The sequence below is a fragment of the Streptomyces sp. NPDC037242 genome (genome assembly GCF_055604165.1).
In genome coordinates this window covers 98,615-120,696 of record NZ_JBVJUY010000007.1, presented here as the reverse complement: position 1 = coordinate 120,696, position 22,082 = coordinate 98,615, and the positions used below count along the sequence as shown (strand labels likewise).

Genomic DNA, 22,082 nt, shown 5'->3' with positions numbered 1-22,082 from the left:
CCGCCCCCCCCCCCCCCCCCCCCCCCCCCCCCCCCCCCCCCCCCCCCCCCCCCTCCTCTCCCCCCCCCCCCCCCCCCCCCCCCCCCCCCCCCCCCCCCCCCCCGGAACGCCAGCCCCTGTCCGACCCCGCCGACGAGCGCGCTCAGCACCACCAGCGGCAGCAGTTCCCACCACAGCGCTCCCGCGAGGAGGGCCAGCCCGGCCAGGAGCCCCGCACAGCCCAGCGGCAGCGACCTGCGCACCCCGACCCGGCCGACCGCGAGCTGCCCGGCGGTCGAGGCGAAGAAGGCCAGCGCGACCACCAGCCCGCTCAGGGCGCGGTTGTGCACGTCCAGCGACTGCGCGAGGAACGACGGGCTGACGGACGTGAACACCCCGAACAGCGCGAACCCCACGAAGGAGGCGATCGCCGCGGGCCCGAAGACGGCCCGTACCTGCGCGGGCAGGCCGGGCCGCTGCGGGCGTACGGCGCCCAGCGGCCGCCGCTCCCGTACGGTCTCCGCGAGCCGCAGCAGTACGACGGCCGAGCCGGCCACCAGGACGAGGTGCGCGGCGAACGGCAGGTACAGCGGCGCGGCGGCGTACTGCGCGAGCACTCCGGCGAACAGCGGGCCGCAGCCCAGCCCGCCCATGTTGGCGGCCGTCGCCACGAAGGTGGCCCGGGAGGCGCCACCGCGCGGCGCGAGCTCCAGTACGTACACCGTGGCGGCCCCGGTGAACAGGCCCGCGGACAGCCCCGACAGCAGTCGGCCCGCGTACAGCCAGCCGAGCCCGGTGGCACACAGGAAGCAGACGGCACTGGCCGCCGCGCAGCCGAGGCCCGCCAACAGCACCGGCCGCCTGCCCACGGCGTCGGAGGCGTTGCCCGCGAGCAGCAGTACGCCGATGACCGCGAAGGCGTACACGGCGTACACGACGGTCACCGTCAGCTCGGAGAACCCGAACTTCTCCTGGTAGAGGCCGTAGAGGGGGGTCGGCAGTGTGGTGCCGGCCATGCACACGGCGAACACGGCCCCGCCGAGCAAACACTGCCGCCACCTGCGGCGATCACCGTCCATGGCGCCGAAGGTAACCCCGCCGCCGCCACAACCGGGCGCCACGTCGCCGCGGCTGTCGCGAGTACGGGCGAAGGAACCACGAATGGAACACGGCCGGTCCAACCGGCGGCGGCGCCAGTGACCCGAGTCGGAGGTTTGTGGTTGGTTCGGTACGAGTCGTCCGGGTCCGAAGATTGCGCCGTTGTCGGTGACCGATGCGCAGCGGGCTGTGCTTGAGGGCTGGTCACGTCGTCGTTCGACGGCCCAGGCGCTGGCTCAGCGGTCACGGATCGTGCTGGAGTGCGCGGGGGCATTCGGTGATGGAGGTGTCGCGCCGGTTGCGGATCGCGCCGGACACGGTCCGCACCTGGCGGCGGCGGTTCCTGGAGTACGGTCTGGACGGTCTGGGCGACGAGCCGAGGCCGGGTGTCCCGCGGAAGATCACCGACGCAGATGTCGAGCGGGTGATCGTCAAAAGTATGTCGCAGTCGACGGTCTCGCGGATCTGGCGGGCGTTCGCGCTGGCGCCGCACCGCTCGCAGACGTTCAAGCTGTCGACAGACCCGTTCTTCATCGACAAGGTCCGTGACGTGGTCGGTCTCTACCTGGATCCGCCGGAGAAGGCATTGGTCCTCTGCGTGGACGAGAAGTCGCAGATCCAGGCCCTGGACCGGTCCCAGCCTGTCCTGCCGATGATGCCCGGTGTTCCCGAGCGCCGCAGTCACGACTACATCCGTGCCGGCACCACCACCCTCTTCGCGGCCCTGGGGGTCGCGACCGGCAAGGTGATCGGATCACTGCACCGGCGCCACCGGGCCGCCGAGTTCAAGAAGTTCCTGGCCAAGGTCGACAAAGAAGTGCCGGCGGATCTCCAACGGCCCGGTCTCCTGCTCCGCGCGTGGGAGCAGGAGACCGGGCCGTTCAGCCGGTCGTGCGAGGGGGCGGTCCCGTCCGCGGAGCGGTCAACTCCGGGCGTCAGCCCCCGGTTCGCCTCAGCGGGATGTTCAGTGGTTCAGGTTCAGCGGGTGCAGCTGATCGCGGCGTTGGCCGAGTAGTAGCCGGGCGCGAGTCTGTAGGAGTTGGCGTAGAGGAGCACGCACTGCTCATTGGTGAATCCGCTGATCAGCGCGCGCTGACGGGCCATCTTCTCGGCTTCCTGCTTCGCTTCGTTGGGGCTGTTCTCGTACGCCCAGCCCGTGAACGGCTGTGTTTCCTGCGCGCCGGCAACTGCTGCGTGTGCGACGGTCGGCGTGAACGCCGCAAGGCACGCGACAACGATGGCAGCGGCACCCCGGATGAGCATCTTGGTCATGCTGGAACCCCTCTTGATGGAAATCGGTCTGATTCAGCGCTGGCAGAACAGGCTGGCGACCGCGGCGTACACGCCACCGCCGACCGACTTGACGTCGGTGGCACGGACGTGGCACTGGCTCGCCTGCCAGCCGGCCGACTGGGCGTTCGTGTAGGCCATTCGGACCGCGCCGTCCACCGCCTGGGACGGCGAGGTGCCGATCCCGTTGCCGGTGAACGTCCTCACCTCGGGCAGGACGGCGCTGCTGTACGTGTGCTCGGCTCCCTCGACGGCTCCGGCCGGAGCCGCCTGGGCGGACGTGACACCTCCAACGAGGCACGCCGCCGCGGCAAGGACTACGGCGATGGAACGCAGACGTAACGCGGACGAGCGGCTCACTGGATCTCCTAGATGGTCGCTTCGATGGACACCGGAACGGTCAGCACACATGTCAGGGGCCCATGTCATACGGCGTCCCATGGCACATAGCATCTGAGTCCGAACCGTCCCACTACGGAAAAAGCCGGCTTGCTCTCGATGTCGGACACGCCGTCACCGCGAGATGCTTTGCCTCACGGCCCGCGAGCGCGTTGGGTCGGTCGGCGGAAATGCCGAGCCCCGGACCGGCCGTGACCTGGCGTCCGACCGTTCACTGCGCGACGGCGAGGACGAGAGCCGCGCCGGCCAGTCCCAGGAAGGCACCGGGGAATGCGATGTTTCGGAGGACGCGGGCCCGGACGTGGAGGGCGATGGCACAGATCATGAAGAGCACGAGCCCGGTAGCAGCGGCGATCCCGATGGAGCGGAAGCCCAGGAGCCCGAGCACGAGCCCCACGGCTCCGGCCCCTTTCAGTACGCCGAGCACCGGGAGCCAGAAGTGCGGGACGCCCACTTCGGCCGCGTTGGCGAGGACGAACCGGGCTCTCGTGAAGTTGGCGACGGCCTCCCAGGCGTTGGCCAGGGCCGTGACGGCGGTGACGCACAGGTAAGCGATGAGCATGCCCGAGCTCCGTTCAGCACACCGGGGATGGGCCGACGGTCGGCCTCCCCTGCGAAAACCCTCGCTCCGCCACCCTCTTGGCGTCCAATACCTGCATCGATAACCTGGCGGCATGGACATCCACACCCGATTGCTGCGCTACTTCCTCGCAGTGGCCGAGGAGGGCAACCTCACCCGCGCGGCTGAGCGGCTGTTCGTGTCCCAGCCGGCGTTGACCAAACAGATCAAGCAACTGGAAACCCTGCTCGGGCTGACGCTGTTCACCCGGTCCCGCGCCGGCATGGCACTCACCGGCCCGGGCCGCGCCCTGGCGGATCGGATTCCTGTGCTCCTGGCCGACTGGGACCAGGTCCTGTGCGATACGAGGACCGCGGCCGGCCGGGCGGCCCGCGTCCTGCGGATCGGCTACCTCGCCAGCGCAGCCAACGAAACCACCCCGGGCATCATCGCGGCGTTCGCCCGCCGTCGGCCGGGGTGGCGGGCCGAGATGCGGCAGGCGTCGTGGTCGGACCCGACCGCCGGACTCGCCGACGGGGACGTCGACGTCGCCCTCCTGCGGCTGCCCTTCCCCGGCCAGGACGCCCTGCGCGTGGAGGTGCTGTTCACCGAGCCCCGCTGGGTCGCCCTGCCCGCCTCCCACCCGCTCGCCGCGTGCGAGCGGATCCCCTTCCGGGACCTGTGGGACGAGCCGTTCGTGGCAGCCCCGCCCGAAACCGGCGCGTGGCGCGAGTACTGGCTGGCCACCGACGAACGCGAAGGCCACCCGGTCCGAGTTGGGGCCGTCACCGACCAACCCGACGACTGGCTCAGCGCGATCGCCAACGGCTACGGCATCGCCCTCACCCCCGAGTCCTCCGCCCGCTTCTACGCCCGCCCCGGTATCACCTACCGGCCCGTCAGCGGCCTCAGCCCCAGCCGGGTCGGCGTCGCTTGGGGTCCCTCGAACGACACCACCCCCGAGGTCCAGGACTTCGTACGCTGCTGCCTCGATACCCGACCCGACCAGGGGTGAAATGCTGACGGCTCGCAACCCGAGGAAGGCCCGGCGTCTCGTTGCCGACGATGACACCTACAGGTGGTCGGCGCGTCGCGCCCACCGTACGGGGCGCCGACTGCCACCGGCTCGCCGTCGAGCCGGCACCATAACCCAGGACCTCAACCTGGCGCTCGACGATGACGCACTGGCCACGACGGGGTGCCGGTCTGCATCCTGACTCGTTCCACACGCAGTTCGGGTCCGAAGCAGCGGCCCGCGGTCTGACACCTTGCGGCGTGGACCGATGCCGCCAGATCCACGGCGAACCTGGGACGCCTCGGGCCATGTCGCCGACGATCCCGCTGGCATCGCCGCCTGCACCGGCGCGACCTGGATCGGCCATGGCGTGGCGGGTACCGTCGAACTCCTGCGGCGCAGTCTCGTTCCCGGCGGCATGATGGTGATCGGCGAACCGTACCGGCGCCGCAAGGCCGAGGACCAGGCCGCCGTCGGTGCGGCGAGAGCGCGTGCCGGGCGCCGCGACGCCGCGGACACCCGTCAGACACCCCTTAGTGCTCCGCGTCCTGGTTGACGATGTGGCCGTCGCGCAGTTCCACCACCCGGTCGGCGAGCTCCATCAGGGCCGGGTCGTGGGTGGCGACCAGGACGGTGACTCCCTCGCTGCGCACGACCGCGCGCAGCAGCTGCATGATCTGCCGGCCCGTCTCGGAGTCGAGCTGTCCGGTGGGTTCGTCCGCGATGATCAGGGCCGGCTCGTTCGCCAGGGCCCGGGCCACGGCGACGCGCTGCTGCTGGCCGCCGGAGAGTTCGCCGGGGCGCTGGTCGGCGTGCTCGCTCAGGCCGACCAGTGCGAGCAGGGTGCGGACCCGCTCCTCGCGCTGCGGGGCGGGGACCTTGCGCATGCGCATCGGTACCCCGACGTTCTCGGCGGCGGTGAGGACGGGTATCAGGCCGAAGGACTGGAACACGAAGCCGATCCGGTCCCGGCGCAGGGCGAGCAGCCCGGACTCGTCCAGTTCGGCCAGGTCGGTGCCGTCGATGCGGACGGCGCCGCCGGTCGGGGTGTCGAGGCCGCCGACGACGTTGAGCAGGGTGGTCTTGCCGGAGCCGGACCGGCCCTTGAGCGCGGTGAGTTCGCCGCGGCGCACCTCGAAGGACACGCCGCGCAGCGCGTGGACGGCCTGCGCCCCGCTGCCGAAACTGCGGTGTACCTGATCAACCGTCACCATCGGCTCCAGTGCGGTGACTTGTGACTGCGTCATGGTGCGTGCTCCCTCTCGGGTCGTCGGCGTGCGCTGTCCCCGAGCGCCTCGCCTCTCAAATTTGTTCATCCGTCACCTTCCAGGCGCAAGACCCTTCCGCAACTTGATCGAATCTGACAGCATCGTCCGCTATCCGGGAGCAACCGTCCGGATGGGGGAGGAACGGCACATGCTCGGCTTCGTCATGCGCCGGCTGCGCGGGCGACTGCCGCTCGCCGCCGCCGTGTTGCTGACCGTACTGATCACCACCACGGTGCTCACCGCACTGCTCGCCTTCACCCGCGGCGTGGGTGAGGCCGGGCTGCGCCAGGCGCTCCAGGGCCCCGGCCGCGACCGGACCGTCGTCGTGGTCTCCGGGGAGCACCAGGCCAACGCCCGCGCCAAGGACGACGAGGCCGTACGGGCCTTCGGCGCCGACCTGTTCGCCGCGCTGCCCGTCGGCGTCGAGACCATGGCCCGCAGCCGCTCGTACGGAATCCCCGGCGCGCGCGCCCAGGGCAAGGACGCCGACCTCACCCTGCTCGCCGCCCTGGACCGCGGCCGCGTACGGCTCCTGGCCGGGCAGTGGCCCGCCGCCGTCGCGCAGCCGGGCGGACGCGTCCCGGTGGCGGTGCCTCAGGCCGCTCTGAGCCGGCTCGGCCTGGCCGCGGGCGCGCTGCCCGCCGAGGTGCTGCTGGACGACCGTTACGGCGGGCCCCCGCTCCCCGTGCTGGTCACCGGCGTGTACCGGGCCGCCGAGCCCGACGCCGCCTACTGGCGGCTGGATCCGCTCAGCGGCCGGGAGATCCAGGTCGGCACGTTCACCACGTACGGGCCGCTGCTCGTCGACGACTCCGTCTTCACCGCCGGCGGGCTGCCGCAGAACAGCCGCGGCGCGCTCCTGACCCCGGAGATCGCCGACGCCCCGGCGAGCGAGATCGCCGCGATCCGGGCCCGCGTCGTCCCGGCCCAGGCCCGGTTCCTGAACGCGAGCGGGCTCCAGAGCCGCACCCAACTGCCCGAACTGCTCCGCGAGGTGGAATCGGGCCAGCTGGTGGCCCGGTCCACCTTGCTGGTCGGTGCGCTGCAACTGGCCGTACTGGCTTCCGCCGCACTGCTGCTCGTCGCCCACCTGCTGACGGAACGGCAGGAGGCCGAACGCATCCTGCTCACCGCGCGCGGCGCCTCCCGCCGAAGGCTCGGCGCGCTCACGGCGACCGAATCGCTGCTGCTCGCGCTGCCCGCCGCGGTGCTGGCGCCGCTGCTCACTCCCGTCCTGCTGCGGCTGCTCGGCGGTGTGGGGCCGCTCGCCAAGGTGCCGCTGGACAGCACCGCGAGCCCGCGGCTCTGGCCGGTGGCGGCCGGCTGCGCGTTCGCGTGCGTGCTGCTGACCGCGCTGCCCGCCCTGCTGCGCGGGGCCGCGGCCGCGGCGCTGCGCCGTACCGGCCGGCGCCAGGCCGTCGTCAGCGGCGCCGCCCGCTCCGGCGCGGACCTCGCCCTGCTGGTCCTGGCCGCGCTCACCTACCGGCAGCTCTCCCAGTACAGCGGGGACGGCGCCTTCGCCGCCGAGGGGGCCGGCCGGCTGGGCGTCGACCCGGTGCTCGTGGCCGCCCCGACGCTCGCGCTGTGCGCCGGCACCCTGCTCGTCCTGCGCCTGCTGCCGCTGGCCGCCCGGCTGGGCGGGCGGATCGCCGCGCGGGGCCGGGGGCTGGGGCCCGCGCTCGTCGGCTGGCAGCTCGCGCGCCGCCCCGGGCGGGCCACCGGACCGGTGCTGCTGCTCGTACTCGCGGTGTCCAGCGGGGTGCTGGCCCTCGGCCAGCACGCGTCGTGGTCCGACTCCCAGCACGATCAGGCCGATTTCGCCACCGCCGGCGGGCTGCGCATCTCCGACAGCGCGCTGGCGCCCATGGGCCGCTCCGGCCGGTACGGATCGCTGCCCGGCGGCGACCGGATCGTTCCGGTGATCCGCAGTCAGCAGGACCTGCCGGGCGGGAGGCCGGGGCAGGTGCTCGCGCTCGACGCGACCGGCGTGGCCGAACGGGTACCGCTGCGTTCGGACCTGAGGGACGGACGGCCGATGCGCGACCTCTTCGCCCCCCTCGCAGCGCCCGCCCCCGGCGGCGCGGGCATCGCGCTGCCGCGCAACGCGCAGCGCATCGACATCGACGTGGCCGCGCAATCGGTGGACGTCTCGGGAGCGACGGGCAGAACCCTGCTGGGGCTCATGCTGCGCGACCGGTTCGGTCTGATCCACCAGTCCCCGATGCTGCCGCTGGCCGAGAACGGTGAGAGCACCCTCTCCATGAACCTCGGCACGCTGACGGACGCCCCGATCGGGTCGGCCGCCGAGCCGCTGCACATCGCCGGGGTGGTCATCACCTCCAGCGCGCCCGGCGGGCAGCTGACGGTCCGGCGGATCTCCACCGCCGCCGACGGGACCGGTCCCGCCGTCCCCGTCGAGACGTCGGGCCCCTCCGGCCCCGCCTGGAACCTGTCCGCCCCGAACGTGGGCGGTGGCGAACCCGCCGGGAAGCTGCTGACGGACGGCGGTCCGGCCGGGCCCGCCCTCCTCCGGATGAGCCACACGGGCGGTTCGCACGTCCCCGGCGGCGTCAAGGTCTCGCTGACCTCGACCGCCCCGCCCGCCGCCGAACTGCCCGCGACCGCCACCCGCGCGTACCTCAAGGCGATCGGCGCCTCCGTGGGCGACCTCGTCCCGATCGCCCTGGGCGGTGTCCCCGTCCAGGTGCGGATCACCGCCGCGACCGGTTCCCTCCCGGTGGTCGGCGACACCGCCGTGGCCGTCGACGCGGCCACCGCCGCCCGGCTGCTGGCCGTCACGGGGCAAGTGCTCCCCGCGCCCACCGAGTGGTGGCTGCCGGCCGCCTCCGCGCACGACCCGAATCCCGCACGGGCGGCCGCCGAGCTGCGGGCCGGCGTGGCCGCACAACAGGTGGCGCTGCGCGAGGAAGTGGCCGCCGGACTGCTCGACGACCCGCTGAGCGCGGGCCCCCAGGCGGCCCTGGCCGCACTGGCCGCGGCGTGCGCGGTCCTGGCGGCGATCGGCTTCGCGGCGTCGGCCGCCGCGGCCGGGCGGCAGCGGGCCCAGGAGTCTGCGGTACTGCTGGCCCTCGGGGCACCGCGCCGGAGCCTGGCCCGTACCGCCCTGGCCGAGAGCGGAGTGCTGGTGGGGCTGGGAACCGCCGCGGGCGTCGGACTGGGCGCCGCCATCGTGCACCTGGTCGTACCGCTGATGGTGCTGACCCCGACCGCCCGGCGCCCGGTGCCGTCGGCCGTGGTCGACCTGCCGGCCGGGCCGACGCTCCTGCTGGCCCTCGGCATCGCGGCGGTGCCGCTCCTGTCCGCCGTGCTCGGTGCGCGCGGCCGTCGCAATGTGGCCGCACGGCTGCGGTATCTGGAGGAGATGTGACCGGCCCCGCCCTCACCACCGGGAGCGGGCGCCGGTCCGCCGTCCGCACCGCGCCCTGGGTACGGACCCGGCTGCGCTCGGCTCCCGTGAGCGCACTGCTCGCCGCCGCCCTCGCGTTCGTCACCGTCTTCCTCGCCGCCGCCCTGCCGCGCGCCGTGGACCGCGGCGCCGACCAGGCGCTGCGCTCGTTCCTTCGCCACCAGGGCCCGGGCCCGACGAGCCTGCTGGCCACCGCCGGGGCGCGGTACGGCAAGGAGACGCCGCGGGAGCTGGACGAGGTACTGACCACCCTCATCGCCCATACCGGGCCGGGCTTCTCCGTGATCGGCGCCGACGCCGTGCACGGCTCCCTCGGCGCCAAGCCGCGTACGCTCACCAATCCGGAACTCGCCCGGCCCGATGACGTCCCGCCGCTGCTCCGCCTCGCCCACCTGCGGCAGGCCGGCGCCCACACCACGCTGGTGGCCGGGCAGTGGCCGGGAGCCCCCGCCGACAAGGACGCGCCCCTCCCGGTGGCACTGTCGCAGAGCGCGGCTCAGACCCTCGGCGCCCGGGTCGGCATGGTGCTGGAGGCCGCCCCCGATCTGAGCGGCACGCAGCGGGCCGAGGTCGTGGGCCTGTACAAGGTCAACGACGAGGCCGAAGCGTTCTGGACGGACTTGCCGTGCCTGGCGGGCGCCTGCGTGGCCTATGACAAGAAGGGCAGGGCGTACTGGCAGACCTCGGGGCTCGTCGGCCCCGACAGCCTCAACCGGATGAGCGCCTGGAGCCAGGGCTCCGAGGACTTCTGGCGACTGCCCGTGGACACCGACAGGCTGCGCTCCGACACCCTCGCGGCCAGCGCCAAGGACATCTCCTCGTACGTGGCCGGTCCCACGGCCAGCAAACTGACGTGGACCATCAGCCGGATGGACCTGCGCATCACTTCCCGGATGCCGCAGCTGATCACCGAGGTCCAGGCCCGCCAGCAGGCCGCCGCGCCGCTGGGCGCGATCGGTCCTGCGGGGGTCGCCGGGGTGGCCATCGTGGTGTTCTGCCTGGCCGCCGCGCTGACCGGGGACCGGCGGGAGGCCGAGATCCTGCTGCTGCGGGCCCGGGGCGGCTCGCGCCGCGGCATCCTGGGCAGGCTGCTCGGGGAGGGCGCCGTCACCGTGCTGCCGGCCGCCGCGCTGGCGACCGCGGCCGCGGTAGTGCTGCTGCCGACCCCGCGGCTGGCCGGCACCCTGTACGCGGCCGCGGCCGCGGCCCTGTTCGCCCTGCTGGCATTCCCGCTACGGGCCGCCGTGCTGCTCTCCGCGCCCCGCGGGCCGGTCGCGCGCAGGCGGCTGGTGGGCGAGGTGCTCGTCGTGGCCGCCACCGTCGCGGCGGTCGTGGAGGTCCGCCGCCGGGGTGTGGCGCCCGCCGGCGAGGGGCTGGATCCGCTGCTGGTCACAGCCCCTCTGCTGATCGCCCTGTGCGGGGGCCTGCTGCTGGCCCGGGTACAGCCCGCGCTGATCGGGGTGCTGGCCAGGGCGGCCCGGCGGAGGGCGGGGCTGGTCGGCTTCCTCGGGCTGGCCCGCGCCGCACGGACCACCGGCGGGCGGGGCGGGCCCTCGGTACTGCCGCTGGTCGCGCTGCTGCTGGCCGTGACCACCGGCGGGTTCGGCGCCACCGTGCTGGCGTCGGTGGACGACTCCCGGATCCGGGTGGCCCGGCAGACCGTCGGCGGGGACGCCCAGCTCGCGGTGGCCCCGGGGAAGGACCTGCCGGAAGCGCTCATGAAGGCCGCCGACGCCCTGCCCGGCGTACGCGGTGTGCGGGTGTGGAGCGACGCCGACGCCTTCCTGTTCGGCAGCGTGCAGGGCTCGCCCCGGGTCACGGTCCTCGTCGCGGAGCCCGAGGCGTACGCCGAACTGGCCCGGTACGTCGGGCGCGGCCGCTTCGACCCCGCGCTGCTCGCCGCCGGTCCCCCGGGACCGGACGCGCCCCTGCCCGCGCTGTTCAGCGGCGACCTGACGGGCCGGGCCACCGACGGCTCGTACCGGCTGCGCTTCAGCAACGGCGGGGAGCTGCGGGCGAAGCCCGTCGGCAGCTTCGACGGGACGCCCGCGCTGCCGGGCGAGGGGCACGGCACGGTGATCCTGCCGGCCGGCCCGACGCTCGCCCATGTGCCCGAAGTCGCGCGTCCCAACCAGTGGTTCGGGATCGGCAAGGTCGAGGACGCCCGTCTGCAGGCGCTGGTACGGGACATGGTTCCGGCCGCGGCGGTCGACGGCTACGCCGTCCGTACCAGCCAGGAGGTCGCGTCCACGCTCGCCGCCGATCCGCTCCAGCGCGCCGCGGCCCGGCTGTTCTGGGCCTCCGTGGCCGGCGCCGCGGGCTTCGCGCTGCTCGCGGTGCTGCTCACGCTGGTACGGGCCGCTCCGGAACGGGCGGCGCTGCTGGCCCGGTTGCGGACCATGGGCCTGCGGCCGCGGCAGGGCTTCCTGCTGATCCTGGCCGAGGCGCTGCCACAGGCGCTGGCCGCCGCGCTCGGCGGCGCCATCGCCGCCGCGGCGGCCGTCGCCCTGCTGGGTCCCGCCATCGACCTGACCACCCTGGTCGGCTCCCCGGTGCCGACCGGGCTGCCGCTCGCCGCGGGCCCCGTACTGGCTCAGGCGCTGGGCCTGGCCGCTCTGGTGGCGGTGGCCGTGCTGGCCGAGGCGGTCGTGACCGGGCGCCGGCAGATCACCACCGAGTTGAGAGCAGGGGACCAACAGTGAGCAGCGAAGCGCCGACCTACGAGGAACTGCGCCGACAGGCGCTGGCCGCCGTCGAACCCCGCACGCACGGGGCGGGTTCCGCGATCGTCTGCGACCGGCTGGTGCGGATCTTCAGCGCGGACGGGATCGAGGTGCAGGCCCTCCAGGGCCTGGAGCTGACCGTGGCCAAGGGCGATCTGGTGGCTCTGGTCGGCGCCTCGGGCAGCGGCAAGTCCACCCTGTTGAACATCCTCGCGGGTCTGGACGTCCCGACGGCCGGCGCCGCGCGGGTCGACGGCTACGACCTGCTGGAGATGTCCGCCAAGGACCGCCTGCGCTATCGCCGGGAGGCGGTGGGCTTCGTCTGGCAGCAGACGGCGCGCAACCTGATGCCCTTCCTGACGGCGGCGCAGAACATCGCCCTGCCGATGCAGTTGAAGGGGGGCGGGCGCGGCGCCGGCAAGCGCCATGCCGCGCAGGTGAGCCGACTCCTGGAGGCCCTGGACATCCCCGAACTGGCGGACCGGCGCCCCGCCGAACTCTCGGGGGGTCAGCAGCAGCGGGTGGCCATCGCCGTGGCCATGGCCAACGACCCGGCGGTGCTGCTCGCCGACGAACCCACCGGCGAGTTGGACTCCGAGACCGGATCGGCGGTCTTCGAGGCCTTCCGCACGGTCAACCGGGAACTGGGCGCGACGGTGGTCATCGTGACCCACGACCCGCTCGTCGCCGGTGAGGTCCGCCGCACGGTGGCGATCCGCGACGGCCGCACGAGCAGCGAGGTGCTGCGCCGTACGGTCACCGACGAGCACGGCGAGGAGTCGGTGAGCGAGCGCGAGTACGTGATGCTCGACCGCACCGGCCGTGTCCAGCTCCCCCAGAAGTTCCTGGAGGCCCTGGGCATGGAGGAGCGCGTCGCGGTCGACCTCGCTCCCGACCACATCGAAGTACGCCCGGACACCGAGACCGCCTGACGGGCATCAGCCCGGCGTGCCGGGCGCCTCGGCGTCCGGCGGCGCATGTGCCCCCTTCGTGCAGCCCGCGGGCCTCATGACGAGGGCAGTGGTGCCGCCCGAGTCGGAGGGGCGCAGCTGGATGCGGATGCCGTGGCGCTGGGACAGCCGGGCCACGACGAACAGGCCCATGCGGCGGGGGACGTAGACGTCCACGGTGGGCGGCGTGGCGAGCCGCTCGTTGATCGCGTCGAGGTCCTCGGGCGACAGACCGATGCCGCTGTCGTGGACCTCTACGAGGACGCGGCCGTCGGGCAGTCGGTAAGCGGTGACCTTGACCTTGGTCTGCGGGGAGGAGAAGTAGGTGGCGTTCTCCAGCAGTTCCGCGAGCAGGTGCACGAGGTCGTTGACGACGCGGCGGCGCGCACCACGTCGACGAGCGGGACGGGGCGGGTCCAACGGCGGCCCGGCTCCTCGCCCGCGAGGACGAGGAGGTTCTCGCCGTTGCGGCGCATGTGGGCCGCGAGGGGTCGACCTTGAAGAGCGAGGACAGCTGGTCCGGATCGGACTCGCGGTTCTCCATCTCGTCGAGGAGGGAGATCTGGCGCTCGGCGAGTGCCTGGGACCGCCGCGACAAGTGGGCGAACATCGTGTTGACACCGGTCTGGAGCAAGGCCTGCTCCGTGGCGAGCCGGACGGCCTGACGGCGGATCTCGTCGAGCGCGGTGGCCACCTCCCGGGCGCGGCCCGCGGCGGGGAGCGTGAGGGGCTCGACGCGAATGCTCACCGCCCGGGTCTCCACCCGGGTGCCCGCGGCGGAGGCGACGCCCGCGACCGCGAGCAGGGCTGATCCCGGTGGTTCTGGCGGGTTCTGGCTCCACCCGTCACGATCACGGGGCAGCATGAGTACAAGAACACATGAGTACAAGAACATACGAACCAGGGGGGAACACATGAAGAAATCCATGGCCGCGGTCGGGGCGGCGGTCGTCCTGGCCGGACTGGTCGGCGCCGGTGGGGGGCCGGCCTCGGCGGCCGGCGCCGCGCCCTGCAAGCCCGCGCTCACGGCGCTGGGGGCGCTGACGGGTGCGGAGGTGGCCTGGCCGAAGGAGGGCGTACGCGCGCTGGGGCGCGGCACCCTGTCGGTCGGCTCCTCCCGGGGCAAGGCGGTCTACTGGACCGGCACCACCGTGCACCGGGTTCCCGTCCCCGACGGGAGCCGGATCGAGAGCGAACTGCTCGGGGTGAACCAGAGTGGTCTGATGGCGGGTTGGTACCGGCCCTACGGCACCACCGATCAAGTGGTCTTCACCTACCGGGCCGGTGACGCCGCCGTCACCGAACTGCCCGGCGCCGCGCGTTCGGTCGCGGGGCTGGGCGTCAACGACGCGGGCCGCGTGGTCACCGCCGGGTACGGCAGCGGCTCCGTCCGGGTCTACGCCGACGGCGTGCTGGAGCGTACGCTCGCGGTTCCCGAGGAGCTCGGCCCGGACGCGTACGTCGCCAGCCTCGGCGGGATCAACTCCCGCGGCGACGTCGTGGCCAGTGTCCACAGGGCGGAGCCGGACACCGGCGGGCGCGTGGAGTACTCGCACCCCGTCCTGTGGCCCGGTGACGGGGGTCCCGCCCGGGTCCTCCCGCAGGCCGGCCAGGGCGGGAACTACAGCTGGGTGACGGGCATCGGAGCCGACGGGACCGTCGTCGGGAGCGACTGGTACGGGCCCGGGTACGAGTGGACGGCGTGGGTGTGGACCGCCCCCTACGGCACCGCGGGCTCCTCGTCGCCGGGCCGGCTGAGCACCCACCCGTACACGAGCCTCGACGGGATCAGCCCCTCCACCCGTGCGGCCGTCGGCACCGCCCGCTTCCACCCCGAGGACGCGGGCGTCAACGCGGCCGACCAGGCCGTGCTGTGGCCGGGGGCGGGCCCGGTGCTGGCGCTCCCCCGGCTGGCCGCCGGGAAGGCGTCCTCGGCGGTGGCCTCGGCCGACGACGACCGGGTGGCCGGCAGCGCCGTCAACGCCTCGGGCATGACCCGGGCCGTGGTGTGGAAGTGCGCCTCGCGACAGGCGTACCTCCCGGGCTAGCACCTGCGCGGTGACGGCTCCGGACCTGCCCGGGGCCGTCACCGCGGCCGCGGCCCGCGCCGTACCGCGGACTTTGATCATCCGAACACGAGGGGTGAGCTATGTTTGAACACGAGTGACATAGGAAGGAGGCCCGTCGGTGTCATCGGGGCAGCAGGCACGCGCACAGGCTTCTGCGATCACGCCGACCGGGCCGGGTGAGCGGACGCCGGATCAGGGCCGCGCGCCGGCCGACCGGCTCCTCGCGCTCTTCGACGGCCGACGACTGTCCCCCGGACAGCGGCGGATCGCCCAGTACCTGATCGACCACCTCACCGAGGCCGCGTTCCTCTCCATCACCGAGCTCGCGGAACGGGTCGGCGTCAGCCAGCCGTCCGTGACCCGGTTCGCCTCCTCCCTCGGGTTCAGCGGCTATCCGGCGCTGCGGGAGGTGCTCCAGCCGATCGCCCTGAGCGCGATCGCCGCCGTCCCGGACAGCCGCGAGCAGATCCGCCGCAACGAGCTCCAGGCGGCCGTCGACGCCGAGATCGAGAACCTGGAGAACGTGCGCCGGCTGCTGGCGGACACGAACCAGGTGCTGGACATCGGCCGTGAGCTGGCCCGCTCCGTGCCGCTGACGGTCCTGGGCCTGCGCATCTCGGTCTCGCTCGCGGAGTACTTCGCCTACGCGGCCCGCCGCATCCATCCGGACGTCCGCCTGGTGACCCGCGGGGGCAGCGTCGCGTACGACGCCCTGCTCCAGTCCCGGGCGGCGGGCGGGACGTGGGTGCTGGCCTTCGCCATGCCCCGGCACGCCAAGGAGACCCTGGCCGCGCTGCGGGCCGCGCGCAGTACGGGGCTGCGCGTCGCGCTGATCACGGACCCCACCCTGGGGCCGCTGGTGGACGAGGCGGACGTCGCGCTGACCGCCGGTACGGGCTCCCGCCTGGTGTTCGACTCGTACGCGGCGCCCGGGATGCTGTCCGCCGCCCTGCTGCAGGCGATGGCCGATGCGGATCCGGAGCGGACCCAGGCCCGCCTCGAAGGGTACGAGCAGGTCGCTGACCAGCACGGTTTCTTCCTTTAGCCAGAAATTCACCCGGTTCATCCCCGGCATATTCACACCGTCCAGGTGTATGAAATTTTTCATTCCCTTGCTTACCAGACGGTATATATGTTTACTGACGACGGCGTTCCGGATCCATCGCATGCCACGGAGTACGTCCCCACGCACTCCCAGAACAGACACCCGGCGTGACGCTCCTCCTCACGTCACGGCGGGGCGTCCCGTCCGGCTTACGGATCCCGCAGAGCGCCCTGGCGGCCTCGGTCAACCCCTGGGCCGAGGCCGCCCCAAGCAGCAGACCTCTCGATCAGAGTTCGACACCACTCGGAAGTGACGAGAAATGCCCCAGACGGCCACCATCACGCGTAGCCCGGACTGGCCCTTGCAGGTCAAGGCGCCCGGGACTCACGACTGGGAACGCACGGCCACGCGCTGGCTGCGGGACCTCCTGCCGGCCCGCTACGGCGGCTACCTGACACTGACCCGCCACCCCGCGCTCCTGTCACGGCACGTACAGCTCCAGCTCCAGCACGAGATGCGCGCGGTCCGCGTGGCCCTGCACACCTGCCGGGCCGAACTGCCCGTGATGGGTGTCGCCGAGTCGGTGATCGAGAACACGATCAGGATGTACGCCGTCGAGCTCGAACAGCTGGGCCGCCTGTCCCGCGGCGCCCGGCTCGTGACCGATGCGCTCCTCGTGGGCACCCCGCCGGCTCAGCGCAAGCGCTGACCCGCGACGCCGGAGGGCAGCGGCGGGAGGGACGGCCGGTACAGCCAGGCCGCGAACAGGTCGTCCAGCGGCTCGTGCGCGTAGTGGCCCACGTGCCGGGTGAAGGTGTCCGTGGTCACGACACCGTGGCTGCGGATGCTCGTCCACGCACGCAGCATCTTGAAGAAGTCCTCGTCCCCCAGCGCGCAGCGGATCGCGTGCACGGTGAGGCCCCCGCGCTGGTAGAGGCGGTCGTCGAACATGAGCTTGCGGCCCGGGTCCGCCAGGATCAGGTCCTGCGGCTGCGAGGCCAGCAACCGGTGCGCGGCGGCCGCCAGCTCCTGGGCGGGGCGGCCGCCGGAGCGCTCCGACCAGATCCACTCGGCGTACTTCGCCAGGCCCTCGTTCAGCCAGATGTGCCGCCAGTCGGCGATGCTGACGCTGTTGCCGAACCACTGGTGCGCCAGTTCGTGGGCGATGAGGCGCTCGGAGCCGCGCACGCCGTCCACGTGGTTGGTGCCGAACAGCGAGAGGCCCTGGGCCTCCACGGGCACGTCGAGTTCCTCGTCGACGACGACCACCGCGTACTCGCCGAAGGGGTAGGGCCCGAAGAGCTCCTCGAACAGCTCCATCATGGCCGGCTGCCGGGCGAAGTCGCGGGAGAACTGCGGCAGCAGGTGCGCCGGTACGTGGGCGCTCTGCGGAACGCCGTGGAGGCCGGGGTCGCCGAGGAGGACCGTCTGGTACATGCCGATGGCCAGGCCGACCAGGTAGCTGGAGGTCGACGCGGGCTGCTCGTACACCCAGGTGGTCGTGCTGGCCCTGGTCGTCCTGGTCAGCAGCCGGCCGCCGGCCACCACCGTGTACGCGGACGGGGTGTTGACCGAGATGTGGTACGAGGCCTTGTCGGCCGGCCGGTCGTTGCACGGGTACCAGGAGGGCGCGCCGACGGGCTGACTGGCCACCAGGGCGCCGTCGGTCAGCTCCTCCCAGCCGAGACCGCCCCAAGGGCTGCGCACGGGCTTGGGGTTGCCCGCCCAGTGCACCTCCACGGTGAAGGCGGCGCCGGCGGGCAGCGGCTTGGCGGGACGGATGCGGAGCTTGCCGCCCCGGTGGGTGTAGTGCGGCGCCCGGCCGTTGACCAGGACGCGGCCTATTTTGAACTCGGCCAGGTTCAGGTGGAACTCGGCGAGCGCCGCCCGGCCCGCGATGGCGCTGAGCCGGGCCGTCCCGGCCAGCCGGTTGGGGCCGGGACGGTACTCCAGGGCGAGTTCGTACCGGTGCACCCGGTAGCGGGGATCTCCGTTGGCCGGGAAGTACGGGTCGGATGCCGCTGTCGTCTGGCCGTTCACTGCCGCTTCCGCTCCCTGCGCTGTGCTGGTACGACGTGCAGGCGCCGCCCGTTCAGGAACGCCACGCCTCGATCGGATTGCCCAGCCAGCGGGTGTCGGCGGGGACGGATTCCCCGGCCATCACCAGGGACGCGGGACCCAGCGTGCTGCGGGGCCCGACCGTGCTTCCGGGCAGGACGATTCCGCCCGGGCCCAGGGTGGCGCCCTCGCGGAGGACCACAGTATCCGTCCTCAAGATCCGGTCGTGGAAGAGGTGTGTCTGCAACACGCAGCCGCGGTTCACGCTGACCGCGTCGCCCAGTACGACCAGGTCGGTCTCGGGCAGCCAGTAGCTCTCGCACCACACGCCCTTCCCGATCCGCGCCCCGAGCGCGCGCAGCCACACGGCAAGCACCGGGGTACCGGGCACCGATCCGGCCAGCCACGGTACGGCCAGCACCTCGACGAAGGTGTCGGCCAGCTCGTTGCGCCAGACGAAGGCGCTCCACAGCGGGTGTTCGGCCGCCCGGTGGCGGCCCACCAGCAGCCACTTCGCGGCCACCGCGACCGCGCACGCGGCCACTCCGGAGGCGAACAGGACCGCCCCCGACAGCAGCGCGGCGGCCCAGATCCCCGGACCGCCCTGCCCGGCCAGCGCGCAGAGCGCCGCCACGGTCAGTACGGCCAGCGCGGCCGAGCAGAACACCGGCACCAGCCGGCAGAGCTCCACCAGGCCCCGCGCCCACAGCAGCCGCGCGGGCGGGTCGTACGTCCGGCTCTGGTCGGCGTCGGCGGCGGACCGCGGCAGCCGGACCGGCGGCAGGCCCAGGTAGGAGCTGCCCTTCTTGGCCTTCTTCGGAGTGGCGGACAGTACGCCGACCAGCCCGTCGTCCGGTACGTTGCGGCCCGGCGCGGTCATTCCGGAGTTGCCGAGGAACGCCCGGCGGCCGATCTCGGAGTGTCCGATGCGCATCCAGCCGCCGCCCAGCTCGTACGGGGCGGTGAGGGTGTCGTCGGCGAGGAACGCGCCTTCGCCCACGGTGGTCAGGCTCGGCAGCGCGAGCACGGTGGACACCTCCGCGCCCCGGCCGATCTTCATGCCGAGCAGCCGCAGCCACACCGGTGTGATCAGCCCGGCGTACAGCGGGAAGAGGGTCTCCCGGGACAGGTCCATCAGCTGGGTGACCGTCCAGGCCTGCCAACCGATCCGGCTGTGCGTCGGGTGGATTCCGGTGCGCAGCCCGAGGCTGAGCAGGCGTACCGGGACCAGGAGCAGAGCTGCGTACGCGAACCCGTAGGCGAGGGCTGCGGGAACCACCGCGAGCAGGGCCCCGTGCAGGGCCCGGTCGAGACCGGCGTCGGCGGGCACGAACCGGCTGACGACGAGCAGGGCGGGCAGGGTGGCGAGTACGGGCAGGGCGCCCAGGCAGAAGCCGGCCGCCCCGTACGCGGCCCGCCAGGGGAGCCCGCGCGGCGGCCGCTCCCCCGGCCAGTTGCGCTTGGCCCTGCCGAGCTTGACGGCGGGCGCTCCGGCCCAGCGCTGGCCGGTCGGGATCTGTCCGACCACGGCGGACCCGGGGGCCACCTCGGCCCGCTTGCCGACCCGCGCGCCGGGGAAGAGGATGCTGCGGGTGCCGACCACGGCGCCCGCACCGACCTTGACCTGGCCGATCTCCAGCCGGTCCCCGTCCAGCCAGTGCCCGCACAGGTCCACCTCGGACTCCACGGCGCAGCCGCGGCCGAGCTTGAGCATGCCGGTGACCGGGGGCAGCGAGTGCAGGTCCACTCCGGGGCCGACCTTGGCGCCCAGCGCCCGGGCGTAGCGCTCCAGCCAGGAGCCGGTGAGCGAGGTCGCGCCGACGTACTCGGCGAGCCGCTCGGCCGTCCACAGCCTCAGGTGCACGCTGCCGCCGCGCGGGTAGCCTCCGGGCTTCACCCCGCGCAACAGCAGCCGTGCGCCGCCGGCCGCGATCGCGAGACGGCCCGGCGGGCTGAAGAGCAGCGCGGCGCCGGCGGCGACGAGCCACCACGAGGCGGTCGGCGCCCACGGGTAGGGCCCGAACCGGTGCAGGACGTTGCCGAGGGCCAGCAGCGCCACCGTCCAGCGCAGCCCGACCAGCGTGAACAGCGGGAGCAGCAGCAGCGACTGCGTCACCTTGGTCCGCAGCGGTACGGGCGCGACGGTCCGGGTCGCGCCGTCGTCCTGTGCGGACTTCTCCAGGTGCCGGGCCAGCTTGCGCAGGGTGGGCTGCTGGTAGATGTCGAGTACGGCCGCGGTCGGGTAGCGGGTGCGCAGCCGGGTGGTGAGCTGGGCGGCGGCGAGGCTGTTGCCGCCGATCGCGAAGAAGTCGTCGGCGGCGCCGGTGACGGCCACGCCGAGGGTCTCGCCCCACTGCTCGGCGAGCCAGGCCTCGGTGCCGTAGAGCTGTTCGGCGGGGCCGGTGGTCTCCAGTTCGGGCAGCGGCCAGGGCAGTGCGCCCCGGTCCACCTTGCCGGAGGTACGGGTGGGCAGTTCGTCGACGGGTGCGAGCAGCGGTACGAGGGCCGCGGGCAGTTCGGCGCGCAGCCGCTCCACGGCGGCCGCGCGGTCCCAGCCCTCCTGGGTGACGAGGTAGCCGACGAGCAGTTGGTTGCCGCTGCGCGCCGTGCGGACGGCGGCGGCCGCGCCGGCGACTGCGGGCAGGGCCTGGAGCGCGGCGTCCACCTCGCCCAGCTCGATGCGGCGGCCGCCGAGCTTGATCTGCTCGTCGCCGCGGCCGAGGAAGACCAGCCCTTCCGGTTCGGCGCGGACGAGGTCTCCGCTGCGGTAGGCGCGCTGCCAGCCGAGGGATTCCAGCGGGGCGTACTTCTCCGCGTCCTTCTCGGGGTCGAGGTAGCGGGCCAGGCCGACGCCGCCGATGACGAGCTGGCCGCTGCCGCCCATCGGCACGGGCTCGCCGGACTCGTCGACCACCGCCAGCTCCCAGCCGTTCAGCGGCAGGCCGATCCGGATGGGCTCTTCGCCGGTCAGGAGCGCGGCGCAGGCGACGACGGTGGCTTCGGTGGGGCCGTAGGTGTTCCAGACCTCGCGGCCCTCGGTGACCAGGCGCTGGGTCAGTTCGGGCGGGCAGGCCTCGCCGCCGAAGATCAGCAGCCGGACCTCGTTGAGGGTCTCGGGCTCCCAGAGCGCGGCCAGGGTCGGCACGGTGGAGACCACGGTGATCTCCTGCTCGACCAGCCAGGGGCCGAGGTCGGCGCCGCTGCGGACCTGGGAGCGGGGTACGGGCACGAGGCAGGCGCCGTAGCGCCAGGCGAGCCACATCTCCTCGCAGGAGGCGTCGAAGGCGACGGACAGTCCGGCCATGACCCGGTCGCCGGGTCCGATCGGCTCCTCGGTGAGGAAGAGTGCGGCCTCGGCGTCCACGAAGGCGGCGGCGCTGCGGTGGCTGACGGCCACGCCCTTGGGCCTGCCGGTGGAGCCGGAGGTGAAGATGATCCACGCGTCGTGCTCGGGTCCCGGCCGCGCGGCGGGGGCGGTGGCCTGCGCGGGGCCGGTGGCGTCGATGTGCCGTCCGGCACCCAGCACGGCGCGCACCCCGGCCTCGCCGAAGACCAGTTCGGCCCGCTCGTCGGGGTCCTCGGCGTCGACGGGCACGTAGGCCGCGCCCGCGGCGAGTACCGCGAGGATGCCCGCGTACAGCTCGTTGGTCCCGGAGGGCACGCGTACGCCGACCCGGTCGCCGAGCCCCACTCCGGCGGCCGCGAGGGCGCGGCGCCGGCGCTCGACCTCGGCGGCCAGGGCCCGGTAGGTCAGCTGCTCGGTGCCGTCGTCCAGGGCGAGTTCGTCGGGGTACGCCCGTACGGAGGCCTCGAAGACGTCGACGAGGGTGCGCGGCGGGGCGGCGGGGCCGGCGGAGAACCGGGCGGACTTGCCCGACTCCTCGCGCCCGTCGCCCTTTTCGAGGCGCGCGGGGTTCTCGACGTCTTCGAGCAGAGTGAGATCACCGCGCTCAGGTGTGGCTGCCATCGGCCCTCGCGTCTCGTTCCCGGAAACGTCCGGGTCGCCGGGCGGAGCCCGGGTCTGCCCAGGTTGTTCCGGTCCAGCGCCAAACAGCCCGCCAGTCTACTGCGGCATCAAGGATCTTCGTACTGAAGCCTTGCGCGTGGCCGGGAAGAGACGGTAATGAAGCCGTTCGGCGACTGTTCACCCCCGTGTGGCCTACACCTTCCCGAGCCGGGCCGGCTTGCCGGTGAAATGGAGC

13 protein-coding genes and 3 pseudogenes are annotated in these 22,082 nt (G+C 73.5%); 8 read left to right on the top strand and 8 right to left on the bottom strand.

Annotation, left to right across the window (positions count from 1 at the left end; translation table 11 throughout):
• Positions 1–98 precede the first annotated feature (98 nt).
• Positions 99–1,058: pseudogene (locus ACZ7GJ_RS11100) on the bottom strand (MFS transporter); the annotation flags it as partial.
• 172 nt (positions 1,059–1,230) lie between these two features.
• On the opposite strand from ACZ7GJ_RS11100, the pseudogene ACZ7GJ_RS11095 reads away from it, so the two are divergent.
• Positions 1,231–1,909 (top strand): annotated as a pseudogene (locus ACZ7GJ_RS11095) (helix-turn-helix domain-containing protein); the annotation flags it as partial.
• Positions 1,910–2,055: 146 nt separating this feature from the next.
• Here ACZ7GJ_RS11095 and ACZ7GJ_RS11090 read toward each other — a convergent pair.
• The 3 genes from ACZ7GJ_RS11090 to ACZ7GJ_RS11080 all read right to left on the bottom strand — a co-directional run bounded on the left by ACZ7GJ_RS11090 (position 2,056) and on the right by ACZ7GJ_RS11080 (position 3,328).
• Positions 2,056–2,349, bottom strand: a complete 294-nt coding sequence (locus ACZ7GJ_RS11090; protein WP_470750918.1) for a hypothetical protein — start codon at positions 2,347–2,349, stop codon at positions 2,056–2,058.
• Between the two features lie 33 nt (positions 2,350–2,382).
• A complete protein-coding gene (locus ACZ7GJ_RS11085; RefSeq protein WP_361763539.1) occupies positions 2,383–2,727 on the bottom strand; it encodes a hypothetical protein in 345 nt (114 codons plus the stop codon).
• Between the two features lie 250 nt (positions 2,728–2,977).
• Positions 2,978–3,328, bottom strand: a complete 351-nt coding sequence (locus ACZ7GJ_RS11080; protein ID WP_361763536.1) for a DoxX family protein — start codon at positions 3,326–3,328, stop codon at positions 2,978–2,980.
• Positions 3,329–3,440: 112 nt separating this feature from the next.
• Here ACZ7GJ_RS11080 and ACZ7GJ_RS11075 point away from each other — a divergent pair, with 112 nt between their 5' ends.
• Positions 3,441–4,340, top strand: coding sequence for a LysR family transcriptional regulator (locus ACZ7GJ_RS11075; protein WP_470750917.1), 900 nt, complete (start codon positions 3,441–3,443; stop codon positions 4,338–4,340).
• A gap of 533 nt (positions 4,341–4,873) precedes the next feature.
• Here the strand turns inward: ACZ7GJ_RS11075 and ACZ7GJ_RS11070 are convergent.
• Positions 4,874–5,587 carry an ABC transporter ATP-binding protein gene (locus tag ACZ7GJ_RS11070; protein WP_470750916.1) on the bottom strand — a complete coding sequence of 238 codons (714 nt, stop codon included), beginning with the start codon at positions 5,585–5,587 and terminating at the stop codon, positions 4,874–4,876.
• Between the two features lie 103 nt (positions 5,588–5,690).
• On the opposite strand from ACZ7GJ_RS11070, the gene ACZ7GJ_RS11065 reads away from it, so the two are divergent.
• The 3 genes from ACZ7GJ_RS11065 to ACZ7GJ_RS11055 are packed head-to-tail and all read left to right on the top strand — an operon-like array spanning position 5,691 to position 12,690.
• The gene (locus ACZ7GJ_RS11065) at positions 5,691–8,996 is read left to right on the top strand and encodes an FtsX-like permease family protein (protein WP_470750914.1); all 3,306 of its coding nucleotides are present in this window, start codon (positions 5,691–5,693) and stop codon (positions 8,994–8,996) included.
• Positions 8,993–11,737, top strand: a complete 2,745-nt coding sequence (locus tag ACZ7GJ_RS11060) for a hypothetical protein (RefSeq protein ID WP_470750912.1) — start codon at positions 8,993–8,995, stop codon at positions 11,735–11,737. Before ACZ7GJ_RS11065 ends, ACZ7GJ_RS11060 begins: the two co-directional genes overlap by 4 nt.
• Positions 11,734–12,690, top strand: coding sequence for an ATP-binding cassette domain-containing protein (locus ACZ7GJ_RS11055; RefSeq protein ID WP_470750910.1), 957 nt, complete (start codon positions 11,734–11,736; stop codon positions 12,688–12,690). The genes ACZ7GJ_RS11060 and ACZ7GJ_RS11055 overlap by 4 nt, the downstream gene beginning before the upstream one ends.
• A 9-nt stretch (positions 12,691–12,699) precedes the next feature.
• On the opposite strand, the pseudogene ACZ7GJ_RS11050 reads toward ACZ7GJ_RS11055, so the two are convergent.
• Positions 12,700–13,456: pseudogene (locus tag ACZ7GJ_RS11050) on the bottom strand (ATP-binding protein); the annotation flags it as partial.
• Positions 13,457–13,622: 166 nt separating this feature from the next.
• On the opposite strand from ACZ7GJ_RS11050, the gene ACZ7GJ_RS11045 reads away from it, so the two are divergent.
• The 3 genes from ACZ7GJ_RS11045 (at position 13,623) to ACZ7GJ_RS11035 (ending at position 16,531) form a co-directional block, all read left to right on the top strand.
• A complete protein-coding gene (locus ACZ7GJ_RS11045; protein WP_470750909.1) occupies positions 13,623–14,756 on the top strand; it encodes a hypothetical protein in 1,134 nt (377 codons plus the stop codon).
• A 139-nt stretch (positions 14,757–14,895) separates the two neighbouring features.
• Entirely contained in the window at positions 14,896–15,822 is a 927-nt protein-coding gene (locus tag ACZ7GJ_RS11040; protein WP_470750908.1) for a MurR/RpiR family transcriptional regulator, read from the top strand.
• A gap of 319 nt (positions 15,823–16,141) precedes the next feature.
• Positions 16,142–16,531: a hypothetical protein gene (locus ACZ7GJ_RS11035; protein WP_470750907.1), complete on the top strand. Its 390-nt coding sequence runs from the start codon at positions 16,142–16,144 to the stop codon at positions 16,529–16,531.
• Here ACZ7GJ_RS11035 and ACZ7GJ_RS11030 read toward each other — a convergent pair.
• Positions 16,516–17,862: a M1 family metallopeptidase gene (locus tag ACZ7GJ_RS11030; RefSeq protein ID WP_470750906.1), complete on the bottom strand. Its 1,347-nt coding sequence runs from the start codon at positions 17,860–17,862 to the stop codon at positions 16,516–16,518. The genes ACZ7GJ_RS11035 and ACZ7GJ_RS11030 overlap by 16 nt on opposite strands.
• 52 nt (positions 17,863–17,914) lie before the next feature.
• Positions 17,915–21,847 carry a Pls/PosA family non-ribosomal peptide synthetase gene (locus ACZ7GJ_RS11025; protein WP_470750905.1) on the bottom strand — a complete coding sequence of 1,311 codons (3,933 nt, stop codon included), beginning with the start codon at positions 21,845–21,847 and terminating at the stop codon, positions 17,915–17,917.
• Between the last annotated feature and the right edge of the window lie 235 nt (positions 21,848–22,082).